Source organism: Pseudonocardia sp. MH-G8 (assembly GCF_002262885.1).
GTDB lineage: Bacteria > Actinomycetota > Actinomycetes > Mycobacteriales > Pseudonocardiaceae > Pseudonocardia.
The window spans coordinates 176132-194325 of record NZ_NKYF01000007.1 but is presented as its reverse complement, the minus strand read 5'-3'; the positions used below and the strand labels follow the sequence as shown (position 1 = coordinate 194325).

At 71.5% G+C, this 18194-nt stretch carries 16 protein-coding genes; 5 read left to right on the top strand and 11 right to left on the bottom strand.

Annotated elements, in window-relative coordinates:
- Positions 1 to 38: 38 nt before the first annotated feature.
- Together CFP66_RS18900 and CFP66_RS18895 are read left to right on the top strand one after the other, a co-directional pair.
- Positions 39 to 2162: a hydantoinase/oxoprolinase family protein gene (locus CFP66_RS18900; RefSeq protein WP_233159538.1), complete on the top strand. Its 2124-nt coding sequence runs from the start codon at positions 39 to 41 to the stop codon at positions 2160 to 2162.
- Complete coding sequence (locus tag CFP66_RS18895; RefSeq protein ID WP_094925989.1) at positions 2159 to 3889, top strand: hydantoinase B/oxoprolinase family protein; 1731 nt, start codon at positions 2159 to 2161, stop codon at positions 3887 to 3889. The genes CFP66_RS18900 and CFP66_RS18895 overlap by 4 nt, the downstream gene beginning before the upstream one ends.
- Positions 3890 to 3894: 5 nt before the next feature.
- Here CFP66_RS18895 and CFP66_RS18890 read toward each other — a convergent pair whose 3' ends face one another.
- From CFP66_RS18890 to CFP66_RS18880, 3 genes are all read right to left on the bottom strand, one after another.
- Positions 3895 to 4479, bottom strand: coding sequence for an OmpA family protein (locus CFP66_RS18890; protein ID WP_094925986.1), 585 nt, complete (start codon positions 4477 to 4479; stop codon positions 3895 to 3897).
- Positions 4463 to 5053: a hypothetical protein gene (locus tag CFP66_RS18885; RefSeq protein WP_094925984.1), complete on the bottom strand. Its 591-nt coding sequence runs from the start codon at positions 5051 to 5053 to the stop codon at positions 4463 to 4465. Before CFP66_RS18885 ends, CFP66_RS18890 begins: the two co-directional genes overlap by 17 nt.
- A gap of 102 nt (positions 5054 to 5155) precedes the next feature.
- The gene (locus tag CFP66_RS18880) at positions 5156 to 6346 is read right to left on the bottom strand and encodes a DUF1565 domain-containing protein (protein WP_158228147.1); all 1191 of its coding nucleotides are present in this window, start codon (positions 6344 to 6346) and stop codon (positions 5156 to 5158) included.
- A 283-nt stretch (positions 6347 to 6629) separates the two neighbouring features.
- On the opposite strand from CFP66_RS18880, the gene CFP66_RS18875 reads away from it, so the two are divergent.
- Positions 6630 to 7628 (top strand): iron-siderophore ABC transporter substrate-binding protein, encoded by a 999-nt coding sequence (locus tag CFP66_RS18875; RefSeq protein ID WP_233159537.1) that lies wholly within the window; start codon positions 6630 to 6632, stop codon positions 7626 to 7628.
- Positions 7629 to 7656: 28 nt separating this feature from the next.
- Here CFP66_RS18875 and CFP66_RS18870 read toward each other — a convergent pair whose 3' ends face one another.
- From CFP66_RS18870 to CFP66_RS18845, 6 genes are all read right to left on the bottom strand, one after another.
- The gene (locus tag CFP66_RS18870) at positions 7657 to 8688 is read right to left on the bottom strand and encodes an amidohydrolase family protein (RefSeq protein ID WP_233159536.1); all 1032 of its coding nucleotides are present in this window, start codon (positions 8686 to 8688) and stop codon (positions 7657 to 7659) included.
- Positions 8685 to 9815 carry an FAD-dependent monooxygenase gene (locus CFP66_RS18865; RefSeq protein WP_094925978.1) on the bottom strand — a complete coding sequence of 377 codons (1131 nt, stop codon included), beginning with the start codon at positions 9813 to 9815 and terminating at the stop codon, positions 8685 to 8687. The genes CFP66_RS18870 and CFP66_RS18865 overlap by 4 nt, the downstream gene beginning before the upstream one ends.
- Positions 9812 to 10849: a VOC family protein gene (locus CFP66_RS18860; protein ID WP_094925975.1), complete on the bottom strand. Its 1038-nt coding sequence runs from the start codon at positions 10847 to 10849 to the stop codon at positions 9812 to 9814. The genes CFP66_RS18865 and CFP66_RS18860 overlap by 4 nt, the downstream gene beginning before the upstream one ends.
- 31 nt (positions 10850 to 10880) lie before the next feature.
- Positions 10881 to 11789 carry an MBL fold metallo-hydrolase gene (locus CFP66_RS18855; RefSeq protein WP_094925973.1) on the bottom strand — a complete coding sequence of 303 codons (909 nt, stop codon included), beginning with the start codon at positions 11787 to 11789 and terminating at the stop codon, positions 10881 to 10883.
- Positions 11786 to 12760 carry a fumarylacetoacetate hydrolase family protein gene (locus tag CFP66_RS18850; protein WP_094925970.1) on the bottom strand — a complete coding sequence of 325 codons (975 nt, stop codon included), beginning with the start codon at positions 12758 to 12760 and terminating at the stop codon, positions 11786 to 11788. Before CFP66_RS18850 ends, CFP66_RS18855 begins: the two co-directional genes overlap by 4 nt.
- A gap of 73 nt (positions 12761 to 12833) precedes the next feature.
- Entirely contained in the window at positions 12834 to 13739 is a 906-nt protein-coding gene (locus CFP66_RS18845; RefSeq protein ID WP_094925967.1) for a LysR family transcriptional regulator, read from the bottom strand.
- Positions 13740 to 13872: 133 nt separating this feature from the next.
- Between CFP66_RS18845 and CFP66_RS18840 the strand changes: the two genes are divergently transcribed.
- Positions 13873 to 14817 carry a fumarylacetoacetate hydrolase family protein gene (locus tag CFP66_RS18840; protein ID WP_094925965.1) on the top strand — a complete coding sequence of 315 codons (945 nt, stop codon included), beginning with the start codon at positions 13873 to 13875 and terminating at the stop codon, positions 14815 to 14817.
- 48 nt (positions 14818 to 14865) lie between these two features.
- On the opposite strand, the gene CFP66_RS18835 is transcribed toward CFP66_RS18840, so the two are convergent.
- Entirely contained in the window at positions 14866 to 16194 is a 1329-nt protein-coding gene (locus tag CFP66_RS18835) for a replication-associated recombination protein A (protein WP_094925962.1), read from the bottom strand.
- A 14-nt stretch (positions 16195 to 16208) separates the two neighbouring features.
- Positions 16209 to 16553, bottom strand: coding sequence for an MmcQ/YjbR family DNA-binding protein (locus CFP66_RS18830; protein WP_198961540.1), 345 nt, complete (start codon positions 16551 to 16553; stop codon positions 16209 to 16211).
- A 413-nt stretch (positions 16554 to 16966) separates the two neighbouring features.
- On the opposite strand from CFP66_RS18830, the gene CFP66_RS18825 reads away from it, so the two are divergent.
- The gene (locus CFP66_RS18825) at positions 16967 to 18184 is read left to right on the top strand and encodes a MalY/PatB family protein (RefSeq protein WP_094925960.1); all 1218 of its coding nucleotides are present in this window, start codon (positions 16967 to 16969) and stop codon (positions 18182 to 18184) included.
- The last annotated feature ends 10 nt before the right edge of the window (positions 18185 to 18194 follow it).

Here is an 18194-nt window from a genome sequence, read left to right as displayed (position 1 = left end):
TTGCCTATCGTCTGACGATCGGTACGTTTGATCCCATCGTGAACTCGACGGACGGAGCGCCGGTGCCCGCTGGGCGGCAGCTGCAGGCCGGTATCGACATCGGCGGGACCTTCACCGACCTGTGCCTGCTCGACCGCGACGGGATCGTGGCCGTGCGCAAGACCCTCACCACACACCGCGAACCCGCGGCAGGCGTCGAGTTGGTGCTGCGCGAGACGTTGCGCGAGCACCGCCTCGATCCCGGCAGCATCCGTGCCGTCGTGCACGGGACCACGCTCGTCACCAACGCCCTGATCGAGCGGCGTGGGGCCCGGACCGCGCTGATCACCACCGAGGGTTTCCGCGACGTCGTGGAGATGGGCCGCGAGCACCGCTACGAGCTGTACGACCTCGGGCTCGAGCTGCCCAGGCCCCTCGTGCCCCGGTGGCTGCGCCTCGAGGTCCCCGAACGGGTGCTGGCCGACGGGAGCGTCGACACCCCGCTGGACACCGATCGGCTCGCCCGGGTGGCCGTCGAGCTCGGCGACGCGGGCGTCGAGGCCGTTGCCGTGTGCTTCCTTCACAGCCACACGAACCCCGAGCACGAACGGCTGGCCCGGCAGGTGATCAACGAGGCTGCGCCCGCGCTGCAGGTGGCGCTGTCGAGCGAGGTCAACCCCGAGCTGCGGGAGTACGAACGGAGCTCGACGACCCTGGCCAACGTCTACGTGCAGGCGCTCGTCGCGGACTACCTCTCCGACCTGCGCGGCCGGCTGCAGGGGCTGGGCGTCACGCCGGCCCCGCGGATCATGCTCTCGAACGGAGGGGTGGCCACGATCGACACGGCCCGGCGCTTCCCGATCCGCATGCTGGAGTCCGGGCCGGCAGGCGGAGCCCTGGGAGCGGTCGCGTTCGGCCGCAAGACCGGCCGGCCCGACCAGCTCGCCTTCGACATGGGTGGCACGACCGCCAAGGTCTGCATCATCGAGAACTCCCAGCCCCTCGTCAGCCACACGTTCGAGGTCGATCGGGTCTACCGCCTCAAGCCGGGGTCGGGCCTTCCCGTGCGGGCACCGGTGATCGACATGATCGAGATCGGCGCCGGCGGCGGCTCGATCGCCCGGATCGACCCGCTCGGCCTGCTCACGGTGGGCCCGGACTCGGCAGGCTCCGAGCCCGGACCGGTCAGCTACGGGCGCGGCGGCACCGCGTGCACCGTCACCGACGCCGATGTGGTGCTCGGCTACCTCGGCCCCGACGACTTCCTCGGCGGGACGATGCCGCTCGACGCCGACGCCGCGAAGCGGGCGATCAGCGAGCAGGTCGCCGGCCCGATGGGGCTCACCCTCGCCGAGGCGGCGTGGGGGATCCACGCGACCGTGAACGAGAACATGGCCAACGCGGCCCGCGTCCACTCCGTCGAGCGCGGGCAGGACCCGGCCCGGTTGCCGATGTTCGTGATGGGCGGCAACGGCCCCCTGCACGGGCCGGGGGTGGCGCAGGCACTCGGGTGCGCCACGGTGCTCGCCCCGCCTGCGGCCGGCGTGCTCAGCGCGCTGGGGTTCCTGTCCGCGCCGCTGTCGATCGACTTCGTGCACTCGTGGCACACCGAGCTCGACGCGATGACGCTCGACGGGGCGGCCAAGTCCTTCGCCGCCCTGGAGAGCCAGGGCGAGCAGGTGCTGGACGAGTCCGGGGTCGCCCGCGACGCGGTCGAGCACGTCCGCAGCCTCGACATGCGATTCATCGGACAGGGCAGTGAGATCGAGGTACCGGTGCCGCCGGTGGGCGACGGGTGGCACGACGCGGTGCGCCGCCGCTTCGCCGCGCAGTACGAGGAGCGGTTCGGTGCGGTGCTGCCGCACGGGGTGGAGGTCGAGATCCTGACCTGGCGGCTGACCTCGCGCGGTCCCGAGCCGGACGCCCGGCTGCGGCTGCCACCTCCCACGGGCACGGCGGCCGCGCGCGTCGGCACCCGGGATGCCTACTTCCCGCAGGCGGGCGGCTACGTGAAGACCGCCGTGTACGACCGGTACCGCCTGCAGGCAGGCGAGGTGCTGACCGGGCCGGCCCTGGTGCAGGAGCACGAGTCCACGCTGGTCGTCGCGCCCGGCATGCGGGGCGAGGTGCTCCCGGACGGGAGCATCCTGGTCCACCTGCAGGCCGGAGGGGGTGCCCGATGACCGACCCGATCGTCGTCGGGCTGGTCGCCAACCGCCTGTACTCGCTGCTCCAGGAGCAGCAGACGGCGCTGGTCAGCACGGCGTTCAGCCCGGTCGTCCGCGAGTCGCTCGACCTCGCCTGCGGTGTTTTCGACTCCGCGGGACGGATGATCGGACAGTCCACCGGGGGCACTCCCGGCCACATCAACGCGATGGCGACCGGCATGGCGCACATCGTCGCCGCGTACTCCCCCGAGACGCTGGCGGACGGGGACGTCCTGATCACCAACGACCCGTGGATGACGGCGGGCCAGATCAACGACCTCACCGTGGCCACCCCGGTGTTCCGCGCGGGCCGGCTCGTCGCCTGGTTCGCCAGCTGCTGCCACTCCCCCGACATCGGGGGCCGCATCCTGTCGGCCGCGGCCACCGAGGTCTACGAGGAGGGGCTGCGGCTCCCGATCCTCAAGCTGCTGCACGCCGGCCGCCCCGACGAGGTCCTCGAGCGGATCATCCGCAGCAACGTGCGTACGCCGGACGAGACCATCGGCGACATCTATGCGCAGGTCTCGGGCAACCAGGTCGGGGCTCGCAGCCTGGCGCGCCTCCTGGACGAGTTCGACCTCCCCGACATCGACGCGGTCGCCGCGCAGATCATGGACCGCTCCGAGGCCGCGCTGCGGTCGGCCCTCGCCCGGCTGCCCGACGGCCGGTACTCCGCGGCGATGGCGACCGACGGTTTCGGCGACCACTCGCTCGAACTGCAGGTGGCGGTGACGGTCGACGGCGACGGGATCGCGGTGGACTACGCAGGCTCCTCGCCCCAGTCGCCCTACGGCGTGAACGTGGTGCTGAACTACACCCGCGCCTACACCTCGTTCGCGATCAAGGCTGCGCTGGCACCCGAGGTGCCGCACAACGCCGGATCGTTCCGCCCGGTGGCGGTCACGGCTCCGCGGGGGTCGGTGCTCAACTGCGTCGACCCCGCGCCGGTGGCCTCCCGGCACCTCGTGGGGCACTTCCTGCCGAGCTTGTTGTTCGAGGCCCTGCGCCCGGCCCTTCCCGACCGGCTGCCGGCGGCCAGCGCGGACGCGCTCTGGATGACGGTGTGGCGCGGCGGCGGCCCCGAGGAGACCGCGCCGTTCACGCTCACCGTGTTCGGTGCCGGTGGCACCGGCGCTCGCCCGGACAAGGATGGCCTGACCACCACCGGCTTCCCCACCGGCGTGCGCGCCGCCCCGACCGAGGTCCTCGAGACGCTGACACCGCTGGTCCACCTACGCCGGGAGATCCGTGCCGACTCCGGCGGTGCCGGACGGTGGCGAGGCGGCCTCGGGCAGGTCGTGGAGGTACGACGGCGAGACGACCGCGCGTGGACCGTGAACGCGAACATCGACCGGGTACTGCACGAGGCGCCGGGCGCGGCCGGGGGGCTGCCCGGAGCGCGCGGCGCGTTCGTCGACGCCCGTACCGGCGCGGACCTCCCGCGCAAGCGGCTGGTGCGCCTCGACGCCGACTCCCGCGTGCGGCTGTGCTTCCCCGGAGGCGGCGGCCAGGGACCACCGACGCAGCGCCCGGTCGACGCTGTGCTGTCCGACGTGGTGAACGGCTACCTCAGGATCGAGACCGCACGAGCGGCCTACGGCGTTGCGATCGACTACGTCGGACCGGCGGACGCGCTGGTGCGGCCACCCCACACCTATCGCATCGATCACGACCGCACGGCGGAGCTGCGCCGGGAGGCGTAGCACCGTCAACGGGCGAAGCGGATCTCGACCCGACGGTTCTCGGCACGCCCGTCCGGGTTGTCCACACCGTCGATCTCGTTGGGTGCGGCGGGGTCGGCCTCCCCGTGGCCCGCGACCACGAAGGTGACGTCGGCAGCCTGGACGAGGGGGGCCAGTGCCGCCTCCACCATGCGGGCACGTGCCTCCGAGAGCTGCTGGTTGTAGGTGTCGTCCCCCTTGGAGTCGGTGTAGCCGTCGACGTTCACGCGCTTCCCGGCGGCGGCCTGCCGCACGATCTCGGCAGCCTCGTCCAGCGAGGGCTGCGACTGGGGCCCCAGGTCGGCCCGGTCGAACTCGAAGAGCACGTCGGCGGCCAGCGTGACCGTCCGTTCTTCGGCGTTCTCCGAGTCGGTGAGGGAGCCGTCCAGGCTGCTCACGCTCATCGTGAGGTCGTGGATCGGCAGCTTCAGGTCATGGACGGGTGCCTCGCTGACGCTCCTGGGCTCCTGCTCCTCCTGTGCGATCGCCGGAGCCACCCCGAGCAGCAGCGCGCCGGCCAGCGCCGCGCCGACGGCGGCCGGGATCCGGGCCCGGTCAGCTGAGCGGTACATCGTTGAAGGTCCCCACCTTCGGAATCCGCACGCCCATGACCGGCACGTTCTCCGGCGGCGCCGCGTAGGTGGCGCTGAACAGGATCACGTCACCGGCGTCGAGGAAGACGCTCTCGGTACCCGCGGTGCACACACAGTTGTCCTCCTGATCGAGGGCGACGGTGTGCAGCTTCCCGTTGACGGTGTCCAGCAGCTCGACCCCGCTGACACTGAGTGACGACTTCGACTGGGTGCTGCCGCCGAACGTCTGCCCCACCTGCCAGTTTTCCTTCTTGTCGTCGGTGCGGGTCACCGAGAAGGTGAGCTCGGCGAGCCTGCCGCGACGGGCGAGCTCGTGGACGGCGACGTGCAGGTCAACGCCCTCGAGCGTGACGTCCTGGCTGGCCAGCTCGGGTCGTGGCGCGGCCGGTCCCGGCTCCGGCCGGCCGCCGCTCGCCGTCTCTGTCGCCATCGCGGCCCGCTCGTCGTTGCCCGCAGGTACGGCAGCGCCATCGGATTCCTGGCTGCACGCGGCGGCGAGCGCCGTCGCGGCGATCAGCAGTGCAATCCTCGTGAACTTCCATGGGGGTCTCACTCGGACATCCTGCGTGGTCGGGAACGCCCACCCCACAGCAGGTTCCCGCCGCGCGATCCCACCGGTCGTGCTCGGGCGCGACACCTGAGTCGTCTGGCCCGATCACCCGCATGGCGCGGTGATGTCCGGCGACGGCGCGCCGTCGCCGTGATCTCCGCTGCTGTTGACGAAGACCATCGAATCCGTCGCCATCACGTTCCCGCACATCGGCCCCGGGGGCGCCGTCGAGTTGAACTGCAGGGCGGCGGGCGCGCCGGACATCCGGTTGCCCTGGACGGTGTTGCCGCCCTTGTCGTACTCCTGCTCGTCGCTCTTGATCTTCACACTCACCCCGGCGCTGTGGGAGATCTCGTTGTTGCGGATGATGTTGGAGTGGCCGCGCAGCTCGATGTTGCTACCTTGGAACTCGCTCGACTCGGCGTTGTCCGAGCAGATGTTGTCCTCGAACACGTTGTCGTGCGCATTCTCCTTGACGTTGAAGCACTCGGACCCGAACGTGCGGATGGTGTTGCGGGTGACGACGTTGCGCGAGCTTCCATCGTTCGCATGCATCGGCTGTGAGTCGGACTTCGGGCTGGTACCGATGTAGACGCCCTCGCCGTTGTGGTAGACGGCCCGCTCCACCCCGTCGTCCTTCTTCTTGCCGAACATCCCGCAGTACTCGATGACCGAGTCCATGATTATGTTGTCGTGTGCGTTGTTCCGTAGCCGCACACACTCGGTTCCGGCGCGGGCGAGGAACATGTTGGAGATCGTGACACCGGTGACGTCACGGACGGCCTCGCCGGCCCCGATGTAGATCAGCTTGCTGTCCTGGACCAGCTCCTTGACGCTGTCCTTGAACACGTCGATGGCGGCGACGTCCGTCGGGAGCTCGGTGGTGAGGGGCAGCTTCTCCTGCCCGTCGATGGTGAAACCATCGAGAACGTAGTGGCTGTGGTCGATGCTGAGGATCCGCCCGGTGCCGTACAGCGTGGCCACGTACCGGCCGCTCTTGTCCTTGCCCGACTCCGGACCCTTGATCCAGATCGGCGCGTCGGGCACGCCGTCGACCTTCGTCTGCAGCTTCTCGTGGTAGTCGCCGGGCGCGAGGTTGATCTGCGTCCCGGGCGTGGCCCTGTCGAGCGCGGTCTGGATGGTCCGCAGAGGAGCGCGCTCGGAGCCGTCGCCGGTGTCGTTGCCGGTGGGGGCGACGTAGAGATGAGCCGTAGGCGTCGGGGCCGGCGGCGACTGCTCGGACGTGCCGGCCAGCCACCAGACGACGGCCACTGCGAGCACCCCCACGACAACCACGACGATCGCTCCTGGGAAGACACGCTTCAACTGAGTCGACCTCCACGTCGTAGCTGCGACTCCGACGTTCTGCCGGGTGGCCGCGAGAACTCAGCCCTATCGGGCGCGATGCACCTGGGAACCACCACCGTATCGCCACTTACCGGTCGGACCGGGGTAATGACCATGCCACTCGTCCGGGGCGTCCCGCCCGACCGCAGGCGAGGTGACGGTCACGGACCACTTCTCGATCCCCCACGGGAGTGCTTAGGTGAGGGCTACTTCAGCACAGGAGAGGTTCGCCTTGCCCCGTCGGATGTTCCCCCGCCTCGCCGCGGTGATCGCGGCGCTCGCCCTGCTCGCCGGTTGTGGCAGCGAGCCCACCGCCGGCGACGGCGGCGCCCCCGCACCGGACAACGCGCTCGCCGTGACCGTTGCGACCGCGTTCGGGGACGTCACGATCCCCGAGCCACCCGAGCGCGTGGTCGCGCTGGGCTGGAGCGACGCGGAGACCGCCCTCGCGCTGGGCGTCGAACCGGTCGGTGCCGCGGACTGGCTGGCCGTCGGCGGTGACGGGCTCGGCGCCTGGGTACCGCAGTCCTACACCGTCGCACCGACGATCCTGGGCACCCTCGAGGTGGACCTGGAGGCGGTCGCCGCTCTGGAGCCGGACCTGATCCTGGACACCCGCTCGGTCGGCACGCGCGAGCGCCACGACCGGCTCACCCAGCTCGGCGTCCCCGTCGTCGGCATCCCGGCCGGTGGCGAGGACTACCTGACGACGTGGCGCGACCAGCTCCGGCTGGTCGGTGCTGCCCTGGGCCGCGACGAACAGGCCGCCCGGCTCGTGGCCGGCCTCGAGCAGCGGTTCGCCGACGCCCGTGCGCAGAACCCGCAGCTGGAGGGGGCCACGGTCGTCACCGGCGCACGCAACAACCTCGGCGAGTACGGGGCCTACGTCCAGGGATCGGGCCGGATGCAGTTCATGAACGAGCTCGGGATGGTCCTGGCCCCCCAGGTCGCCGAACTGCCCGCCGAGGGCTTCTCGACGCCGATCTCCCGGGAGCTGATGGGCCTGCTCGACGCGGACGTCACCGTCATGCAGTCGATCGGCAAGGACGCAACGGAGATCGAGAGCGACCCGTTGTGGCGGTTGGTCCCGTCGGTCGCAGCCGGGCGTGGGGTGCTGCTGTCGGACCGGGACGTCTCGCAGGCGTTCTCCGCGGCGTCGGTGCAGGGCTGGACCTACGCGCTGGACCACACGTTGCCCCACCTCGCCGAGGCCGCGGCGAAGGCACCGTGACCGGATCCGCCACCGCGCGGGTCGCTCCTCACCGCGGATCCCGGACGTGGGGTAGCGGGCCCAGCAGCCGCTCGGCGTTGCCGCCGCGGATCGCCGCGACGGTGGCGTCGTCGAATCCCGCTGCCAGCAGTCGCTCGACGGGGTCCTCGACCCCCATGTCGAAGGGGTAGTCGCTGCCCAGCGTGACCTGCGAGGCACCCAGGTTCTCCACCAGGTGCCGGAGAGCCTGCGGGGTGTAGACCAGCGAGTCGACGAAGACGCGTCGCAGCTGGGCGCTGGGTGGTTGCGCGGTGGTGCGGGCGTCGCCGCGCACCGCCCAGGCGTGGTCGGCACGGCCGAGGTAGGTCGGCAGGTAGCCGCCGCCGTGGGCGGCCCAGATCTTCAGGCGCGGATGGCGCTCCAGCAGCCCGGAGAACGCGATGCGCGACAAGGCGAGCGCCGTCTCCACCGGATTGCCGACGGTGTTGAACAGGTAGTAGGCGTTGAGCCGCTCCCCCAGCGAACAACCCCACGGGTGGATGAGCACGGCAGCGCCCGACTCCTGCGCCACCGCCCAGAACTCCGCCAGCGACGGGTCGTCGAGTTCGACGCCGGGCGCGGCCGCGGTGGAGATCTGCACGCCTCTCAGGTGCAGGTCGGCGAGCGCGGTCCGGAGCTGACGCACCGCGAGGTCCGGGTGCTGCAAGGACACGGTGCCGATGCCGACGAACCGGTCCGGTCGCACGGCGCAGAACCCGGCGATCGCCTCGTTGGTGAGTGCCGCGATGCGTTCGGCGAGGTCGCGTCCGGCCCAGTTGTGCGGCAGCGGCACCGCGCTCACGGCCTGGACGTCCACCCCGGCGCGGTCCATCGCGTCGAGGCGGGTGTCCACATCGGTCAGGCGGACCGCCAGTGCCCGGATCTGCTCGACGTTGTAGGCCGCGGAGGCAGGACCGAGGCTGGCGGCGTCGGTCGCCCGCTGCCGGGCCAGGCCCGGTTCGTCCGCGATCAGCTCGTCGACCGCGGGGATGCCCAGATGGGCGTGCACGTCGACGGTCGGCAGCCGCCGCTCGCCCCTCACAGCGGGGCCATCGCGGCCATCGTGACCTCGAATGCCGCGGCGTCGGGGTCGATGTCGAGGGAATGGTCCTGCTCCCAGCGTCCGATGCGCTCGGAGCCCTCGACGATCGTCTTGCAGCGCGCGTAGCGGCGCCCCATGAAGCCGTCGAGGACCTGCTCCACCGGGAGGCCTTTTCCGACCTCGTCGGCGAGCACGACGCCGTCCTCGATCGCCTGCGCACCGCCCTGGCCGCAGTGCGGCGAGGTGCCGTGCGCGGCGTCGCCGATCAGCAGCACGCGGCCGCGGTGCCAGGGCGGCGGGACCAGGACGTTCTCGACCGGACGGTAGACGACCTCGTCGTCGTCGCGGACCAGCTCGCGGTGCTCGGCGACCGGTCCGCCGTACTCCGCCAGCCGTTCCCGGTACACCGCGGCCAGCCCTTCCCGGGGCAGCCGCACCGGTGCGCCCTCGGGCACCTTCTCGATCGTCAGCATGTACATCAGGTCCGGGGCAAGCGGGACGAACCCCGCGGAGCCCCGGGAGCCGCGGAACATCCACATCCGGTCGAGCTCCGGGATCCGGGGCAGGTTGATGCGCCAGGCGACCTGGCCGGTGAACCTCGCCTTCACCCCGGCGCCGAACAGGGTCTCGCGCATCGTGGAGTAGAGCCCGTCCGCCCCCACGACGAGGTCGTAGGACCGGTGTGCGCCGTCGGAGAAGGCGACTCCCACCTCGCCGGGCCGCTCGTCGAGCGTGGACACCGTCACCCCGGTGCGGATGTCCGCGCCGGAGCGCGTCGCCGCCGCCACCAGGATGTCGTGCAGCCTGCGGCGGGTGATGCCGTTGGTCGGCGGCAGCCCGGGAACGGCGGGCGGGAACGTGTCGTCGTGCAGGAGCGTGGTGCCGTCGGCGAGCCGGCTGCGCATCCCCAGGATGGGGTGTCCTTCGGCGACGCACTCCTCGGCGAGACCGAGCTCGTGCAGCGCGCGCAACGCGTTTCCGGGCTGGATGATCCCGACGCCGTGGACCGTCCATTCCGGGTTCTTCTCGACGAGATCGACGTCCACACCGGTGCGCCGCAGCGCGATGGTCGCCGACAGACCGCCGATGCCACCGCCGACGACGAGGACCCGCCGCACCGCGGTCATCGCCCGCTGCCCGCCTGTTCGCCGAAGAAGTCGCGGAGGCCCTCGCCCGCGACGGCGGCCCGTTCCTTCTCCGCCGCGTCCTCGGCGGGCAGCGGCCACGCCTCGAAGAAGCCGTCCGGGGCCTCGACGTTGCGGTAGATGCTCTGCCCGGCGTTGCCGCCGGCGGCCTGGTAGGTGGTGGCCTCCCAGTCGGGCATGGTGTTGACCCAGCCGCCGGCGTTGATCTCCATCCGGAACCCGCCCGGCTCGCGGACGTAGAGGTAGGTGATCTCGTCGATGCCGTGGATGCCCGGACCGAACTCGATCGGGGTGCCGTTCGCGAGGAAGATCTCCGCGGCACGTTCGACGTCCTGGCGCTGGTCGACGCGGAACGCGATGTGGTGGGCCCGGCCCGTCGCGCCGCTGAAGTCGGGCACGAGCGCGAGGTCGTGGGTGGAGCGGATGCCGTTGCAGGTCAGCGTGGAGAACACGGCGAATCCGGGCTCGACCTCGGTCTGGGCGGTGTGGCGCGCCCCGAGCTGCTTGTAGAAGTCGATGTCCCCGCGCATGTTCGCCGTGGGCATGGTGACGTGGTCGAGGTAGCGGGCGCCGATGCCTCGTCCGGAGTAGCGCTGCGGCCGGTTGGGCAACGCCGGGTCCCGCTCCTGCGGCGGCGCCTGGTGGCGGTCGACCTCCCAGAACACCTCGTGCAGGTGCCGCCCGTGCGGCGCGCGGTACCGGTAGGTGGCGCCGTGGCCGGTCCAGTCGTCGACCCAGCCGACGGCCTCCTCCGTTCCGGCCAGCCGCTTCGCCACGGCCTCCGGGTCGCCGGGACCGTAGGTACGCCACCCGATCCGGCCCACGCCGGGCTCCTCGGCCTCGGTGACGATGAGGCTGGAGTGCAGCCACTCGGCCCAGCCGCGCAGGTACACCGACCGGCCCTCGCGGGTGGTCTCCTCCAGTCCGAACACGTCCTTCATCCACCGGACGGTCTCGTCGGGCCTGGGGCTGAACAGCTCGACGTGGGCGAGCTGGGACAACAGGATCTCGGACACGAAAGCCTCCTCGCTCTCACACGAAACGGGGTCAGGCCAGGCAGCGCAGGGGCCGGCCGCCGTTGTAGGCGACCATGTCCGCGAAAGCCGCTGCGGGATCCAGCGGGGCACCGGATTCCTCGGCGTAGGCCCGGTGCAGGTTGCCGACGATGCGCTCGGCGTCGGTCCAGGCGGCGAACCGGCCGAGGTCGGTCCGCCGGGCCAGGTCGAGCGGTGACAGCCCTTCGGCCCGCCCCTCGGCCGCGACGGCGAGGACGAACCGCAGGTAGGCCAGCACCTCGTCGACGACCTCCGGACCGCACACCGGCCCGTGCCCCGGCACGATGGTGGTGGCGCCGAGCGGGGCCAGGAACTGCTCCAGCACGGCGATGGACCCGCGCACCGACCCGGACAGCAGGAACGGGGTGCCGCCGTGGAACAGCAGGTCACCGGCGAAGAGCACGGACCGGTCCGGGATCCACACCACGACGTCGTTGGTGGTGTGCGCCGTCCGGCCGGGGTGGATCACCTCGCAGCGCAGGTCGTCGGCCCACACGGTGATCCGGTCGGTGAAGGTCAGGAACGGCGGCGCGAGCTCGGGCTCGCCGTAGTCCACCTCCGACCAGATGCCGTCGTTGCCGGGCAGGCCGAGCGCACGCATCTCGGGACGGGCCTGCTCGTGCGCGACGATCGTCGCGGTCGGGAAGAAGCCGTTGCCCGCCGTGTGGTCGGGGTGGTGGTGGGTGTTGACGAGCGTGCGCACCGGCGCCGCGGTCACGTCCGCGACGGCCGCCAGCAGGTGCCGCGTGCGGCGCTCGGTCGCACACGTGTCGATGCACAGGACACCGGAGCGGCCGACGACGAACCCGCTGTTGTTGATCATCCAGCTGCCGTCGGGCTGGACGAACGCGTACACGCCGTCGGCGATCTCCTCGGCGCGCCCGGACGGCGGCCGTGTCATCGGGGCTCCGCCACGCAGGTGTTGCGCTGGGCGCCGATGCCGGAGATGGCCGCCTCGAGGACGTCGCCGGGCCGCAGCCACCGTTGCCAGGCCCCGCCGTTGCCCGCCGGGCTCCCCGTGAGAACCAGGTCGCCGGGGTACAGCCTGGTGGCCGCCGAGGCGGCGGCCACCAGCGCCTCGACGTCGAAGAGCAGGTTCGCCGCGACGTCGGACTGCTTGCGTTCGCCGCCCAGGTCGAGAGTCAGCTCCAGTGCCCGGTAGTCCGGCACCAGGTCGGCCGGGACGAGGAACGGGCCGGTCGGCAGGAACGTGGGGCGGTTCTTGGCTCGCACCCAGTCACCGCCCAGCGGCCGGTGCTCCGGCGGGAACTGGAGGTCGCGGGCGCTGATGTCGTTGCAGACGGTGTAGCCCGCCACGTGCTCCATCGCCCGCTCGCGCGGCACCCGGTGGGCGGTCGCGCCGATCACGACGGCCAGTTCGACCTCCCAGTCGACCTGGTCCGACTCGGCGGGCAGCAGCACGTCGTCGTCGGGGCCGCAGATCGCGGCGGGCAGGCCGCTGAAGAGGAAGGGACTGCCGGTGGCGACCTTGTCGTCCATCATCTTCCCGGCGGCACGGCGCAACTCCTCGTCGGACCGGGTGTCGCCGGGTTCGCGGCCGGAGACGACGATCTCGGCGACGTGGTCCCGGTAGTTCGCGCCCGCCTGCAGGATCTGTCGGGGTTCCACCGGCGCGAGCACCGTCAACCCGGCCAGCGGCTCACCGCGTTCCCCGTGGAGTGTCGCGGCCAGCTCCGCCAGCCGGGGCCGCACGCCCGCCCAGTCCTCCAGCAGGCTCCGGACCGTCACCGGTACCCCGGCCGGCCCCAGATCGTCCAGGCGCAGTACCCGGTCCCCGGACACCAGCCCGGCGAAACCGGCGGCCCCGTCCGAGAAGGTGCCGAGGGCGTACCCGTCGACCCATCGCGTCATCGCGTCCTCCTTCGACGCGGTCGACGCTAGGGCGGTGTGCAGGTGACGCGGAAATACCTGCTGTGGATACCAGCTATCCCGCCACGCCCAGCAGTTGCTCGCGCAGCCAGCGGTGCCCGGGGTCGGCATCGCGGCGGGAATGCCAGAACGCGGACTCGCGCACCGGTCGCAGCGCGAACTCCGGTTCGAGCAACGTGATGTCCGCCGCGGGGGCGATCTGTCTGCCCAGCCGTTCCGGGATGATCGTCACCAGGTCGGTGCCGGCGAGCAGGAACGGCAACGCGATGAAGTTGACCGAGGTGGCCTCGACCCGGGTGGTGATCCCGGCCCTGTCGAGGTCCTCGTCCATGAGGCTGCAGCCACCCGCCGGAGCGAAAGCCAGGTACGGGTACTCGGCCAGCGCCGCGGGGGCGAGCGGCTGCCCGGCCAGCGGGTGTTGCGACCACACCGCGCCCACGTACCGGTCGCGCAGCACCGGGGCGCTCGAGCAGCCGGCGAGCGGGCCCGCCTGGGCCAGCACCTCCGGCAGGATCACGAGGTCGATCTCGTCGCGTCCGGCCATGGGCAGGGTGTGGGCGGACAAGCCGCCCAGCTCCAGCCTCAGGTTCGGGGCCAGGCCGGCGATGCGCGCCAGCAGCGGGCGGATCAGCACCACGCCGACGTAGTCGCTGGCGACCACCCCGAAGGTCCGCCGGTCGTGCGCCGGGTCGAAGCCGGGCGGCGTCACGATGGTCTGCTCGATCGTGGCGAGCACCTCCCGCACCGGCGCGATGAGCGCCTCGGCGCGCGGGGTCAGCTGCAGGTACCGGCCGTGCTTGACGAGCAGCGGGTCGCCGAGCACCTTCCGCAACCGCGCGAGGGCGGTGCTCGTCGCCGGCTGGGACATGTGCAGCCGTTCGGCGGCGCGGGTGACGTTCTGCTCCCGCAGCAGCGCGTCCAGGACGACCAGCAGGTTGAGGTCGAGCTGTCCCAGGTTCATCCGCACCGCCTCGTCGTCGCGCGTCGATCCTAGGGACGCATTCACGGAACGGATACCAGGCAGCAGCTCTGTGCATTTCCGTCGGCGCGGCGGCGTGGATAGTGTCCCGACGCAGATCACCGAGGAGGCATGCATGCGATTCGTCCGGCACCGGACGGATCAGGGCCCCGCCCTCGCCGTGCTCGACGACGAGGACGTCCTGATCGACCTTCCCCGCGGGCTCGACCTGCCCGCCCTGCTCGCCGAGGACGGCCGCCTGGCCGAGGCCGCGAACCGTGCGCTGAGGACCGCGGCCCACGGGACGCCCCTGGCCGAGGCGGCTCTGATGGCTCCGCTCGACCCGCCGACGGTGCGGGATTTCTCCACCTTCCCCGAGCACACCGCCGGCATCGCCCGGAACGTGGACCCGGACGCCCGGGTCCCGGAGGAGTTCTGGGAGATCCCGGCGTTCTACTTCTCCAACCCCTACGCCACGGTCGGCCCGCACGACGACGTGCCGGTGCCGCCCGGCTGCGACCGGTTCGACTTCGAGCTGGAGGTCGCCGCCGTCGTCGGCCGGGCCGGCCAGGACCTCACCGTCGACCAGGCAGCCGACCACATCGCCGGGTTCGTGGTGCTCAACGACTTCTCCGCGCGGGACGTGCAGTTCCACGAGATGCGCCTGCGCCTGGGACCGGCCAAGGGAAAGGACACCGCCACGGCGCTCGGCACCGTGTTCGTCACCGCGGACGAGCTGTCACACCGGCGCTCGGGCACGTCCTACGACCTGGCGATGGAGGTCCGGGTCAACGACGAGGCGATCGGCGCCGACCGGCTGGACAACATGGCCTGGTCCTTCCCCGCGCTGGCCGCCTACGCCTCGCGGGGCACCTGGATCCGTCCCGGCGACCTGCTCGGCTCCGGCACCTGCCAGGGCGGCTGCCTGGCCGAACTGTGGGGCCGACACGGCGCGGACTTCCTCCCGCCACTGCGGCCGGGCGACGTCGTCACGACCACCGTGGAGCTGCTCGGCGGAACCCGCAACCGGATCGTGCCGGGAGTGGCACCCCACGAGATCCGTCCCGGCCGGTTGTCGTGAAGCGGGTGCCGGCGGCCTCTCGAGGCATCCGGCGGGCGGCGGCGCCGCTCATCGCTCGCGTTCACCACTCTCCTGGTGCTGGTCCGCGACCCGCCGCCGCTCGGCCCGCATCTGCGCCCATCGCCGCAACCGCTGCCGGACCTGCTGTTCGTACCCGTTTCCGGTCGGACGGTAGAACGTGGTGCGCTCCATGCCCTCCGGGAAGTAGTCCGCTCCGGAGAAGCCGTCCTCCACATCGGGGTCGTACCGGTATTCCCGTCCGTAGCCGAGGTCCTTCATCAACCGGGTCGGCGCGTTCAGGATGTGCGCAGGCGGCATCAGCGACCCGGTCTCGCGGGCGGCGCGCGTCGCGGCGCTCAGCCCGCGGTAGACCGCGATCGATTTGGGGGCGGTCGCGAGGTAGACGACGGCTTGTGCGATCGCCAGCTCTCCCTCGGGCGAGCCCAGCCGTTCGTAGACGTCCCAGGCTGCGAGGGCCTGCTGGACCGCGTGCGGGTCGGCGATGCCCACATCCTCGCTCGCGAAGCGCACGATCCGGCGGGCGATGAAGAGGGGGTCCTCGCCACCGTCGAGCATCCGGGCCAGCCAGTACAGCGCGGCGTCCGGGTCCGACCCCCGCATCGACTTGTGCAACGCCGAGATCAGGTTGTAATGCCCTTCCTGCGCCTTGTCGTACAGGGGCACCCGCTTCTGCACCTGGCTCGCCAAGCCGGCCACGTCCAACGGGCCGGCCGGATCAGGCAGGGCCATGAGCTGTTCGGCCATGTTGAGCACGTAACGGCCGTCGCCGTCCGCCAGCGCGATCAGCGCCTCGCGGGCCTCCGCCGTGACCGGCAGCGGCCGGCCCGCCAGCTCCTCGGCGCGCTCGACCAACAGGGCCAGGGCGTGCTCGTCGAGCCGCTGGAGGACGAACACCTGGCAGCGGGACAACAGCGCCCCGTTGAGCTCGAAGCTCGGGTTCTCGGTGGTCGCACCGACCAGCACGATCGTCCCGTCCTCGACGTAGGGCAGGAAGCTGTCCTGCTGGGCCCGGTTGAAGCGGTGGATCTCGTCGACGAACAGCAGCGTGCCCTGCCCCGCCTGCCGGCGCTTCACGGCCGTCTGGAACACCTTGCGCAGGTCGGCGACGCCCGAGAAGGTGGCCGACAGCGACTCGAAGACGAGGTTCGTCTGCTCGGCCAGCAGCCTCGCGATCGTGGTCTTCCCGCAGCCGGGAGGCCCCCACAGGATCATCGACACGAGACGGTGCTGGGCGACCATCCGCCCGATCGCGGCGTCCTCGGCCAGCAGGTGGTCCTGGCCTACGACATCCCTGAGCACGCGCGGACGCAGCCGGTCGGCCAATGGACGGCCGGCGTCGTCGTCGAACAACGCCATGGGGGGACCATCACTCACCGGCCGGCCCCGACCAGGTCGAACGAGTCCCGCACCAGTTCGGTCACCAGCTCCTCGGTGACCCCTTCGCCCGCACCCACCGACACCCAATGTCTCTTGTCGAGATAGCGGCCGGCGGTCACAGACGCGTACTGATCACGCAACAAGTGCCCTCGCCCCGGGTCGGCCTTCACCGTGATGATCTGCTCGTCCGGGTCGTCGGTGACGATCAGGAACACCTTCGCGCCGACCTTGTACACATCCAGCTTCTCCACGAACGGCCGCCCGTGGCTCACGCCGGGCAGCGACCTCGCCGTCTCGCGGGCGATCGACTGCAGTCGCTCCCCCGTCAGCATCTCCATTCCCTCTCGCACGCTACCCGCAACGGGGACGGCGAACGGGGTTGAACTGCGGCACTTCCGCGTAGAACTGGAACATGTTCCCCGTTTCGACCGCCCGGGGAACGACTGCGACCGCAGCGCCTCGAAGGGCACCGGCACGTGGACCACCTCTTCGCCCGGGACCGCGGTGAAGCGCTCGGCCATCTGCGTTCCGAGTGTCGGAGGTGAGGAGCGGGCACGGGCCTGTCGATCACTGGGCGGAGCTGGGACACGTGCCCCGGCGTCGGCGAGGACCACGAGCACGATTGGTGACGAATCGGCGGCGCCGGGCCTCGCGCTCCTCGCGGAGGGGTTGTCGAGGGGCCGCTGGCCTTCAGCCCAGGTGACAAGATGAATCCAAGACGGCCGGATGAGGCGATGGCGGAAGGACGAGGATGGCTCTGTCGGGTGCCGACGTCCCCAACCCGTTGGAGCAGTTGACGGTGGAGCAACTGCGCCTGCGCACGAGCATGAAGTGGCGGACGCATCCCGACGATGTGTTGCCGCTGTGGGTGGCGGAGATGGATGTGCCCCTCGCCGGGCCGATCGCCGACGCCCTGAACGTGGCCGTCGCCCGGGGCGACACCGGCTACCCGTCCGGTGGGGGCGCCTATGGCGAGGCGCTGGCCGGGTTCGCCGCGCGCCGGTGGGGCTGGGACGGGCTGGACGTGGAGCGCACGGCGATCGTGCCGGACGTCATGCTCGGCATCGTCGAAGTCGTGAAGCTGGTCACCGAGCCCGGCGACGCGATCGTTGTCAACGCGCCGGTCTACCCGCCGTTCTACGCATTCGTCACGCACGCCGACCGCCGGATCGTCGAGGCGCGGCTGGGGGCGACCGGACGAGTCGACCTGGAGGCCCTCGGCGCCGCGTTCGCGTCCGCCCGCAGGACGAGCGACCGCGTGGCCTACCTGTTGAGCAATCCGCACAACCCGACCGGCGCGGTGCACTCCGGCGACGAGCTGACAGGCATCGCCGCGCTCGCGCGCGAGCACGGGGTGCGGGTCGTCTCGGACGAGATCCACGCCCCGCTGGTGCTGGCCGGAGCCAGCTTCACCCCGTACCTGAGCGTCGAAGGCGCACAAGACGCCTTCGCCGTCACCTCGGCGTCCAAGGCGTGGAACCTCGCGGGGCTCAAAGCGGCGCTCGTGATCGCCGGACCCGAAGCGGCAGACGACCTCGCGCGGATGCCGGAGGAAGTCAGCCACGGCCCCAGCCATCTCGGCGTGCTCGCGCACACGGTCGCGCTGAACGAGGGCGAGGCGTGGCTCGATGCGCTACTGGCCGGCCTCGCCGCGAACCGCGACCTGCTCGGACGGCTCATCGCCGAACACCTGCCCCTCGCCCGTTATACGCCGCCTGAAGGCACGTACCTGGCCTGGCTCGACTGCCGCGCACTCGGTCTGGACGAGCCCGGCGGCACGGACGGCCCCGGCGTCGTCTCCGAACTCGCCGGCCCGGCGCGGGCCTTCCTCGATGAGGCGCGCGTGGCACTCAGCTCCGGGCACGTCTTCGGCTCCGGCGGAGCCGGTCACGTCCGGTTGAACTTCGCCGCCTCGAACGTCGTCCTCACCGAGGCCATCACCCGGATGGGCACGGTACAGCGCGCCTGACGGCGCCGAC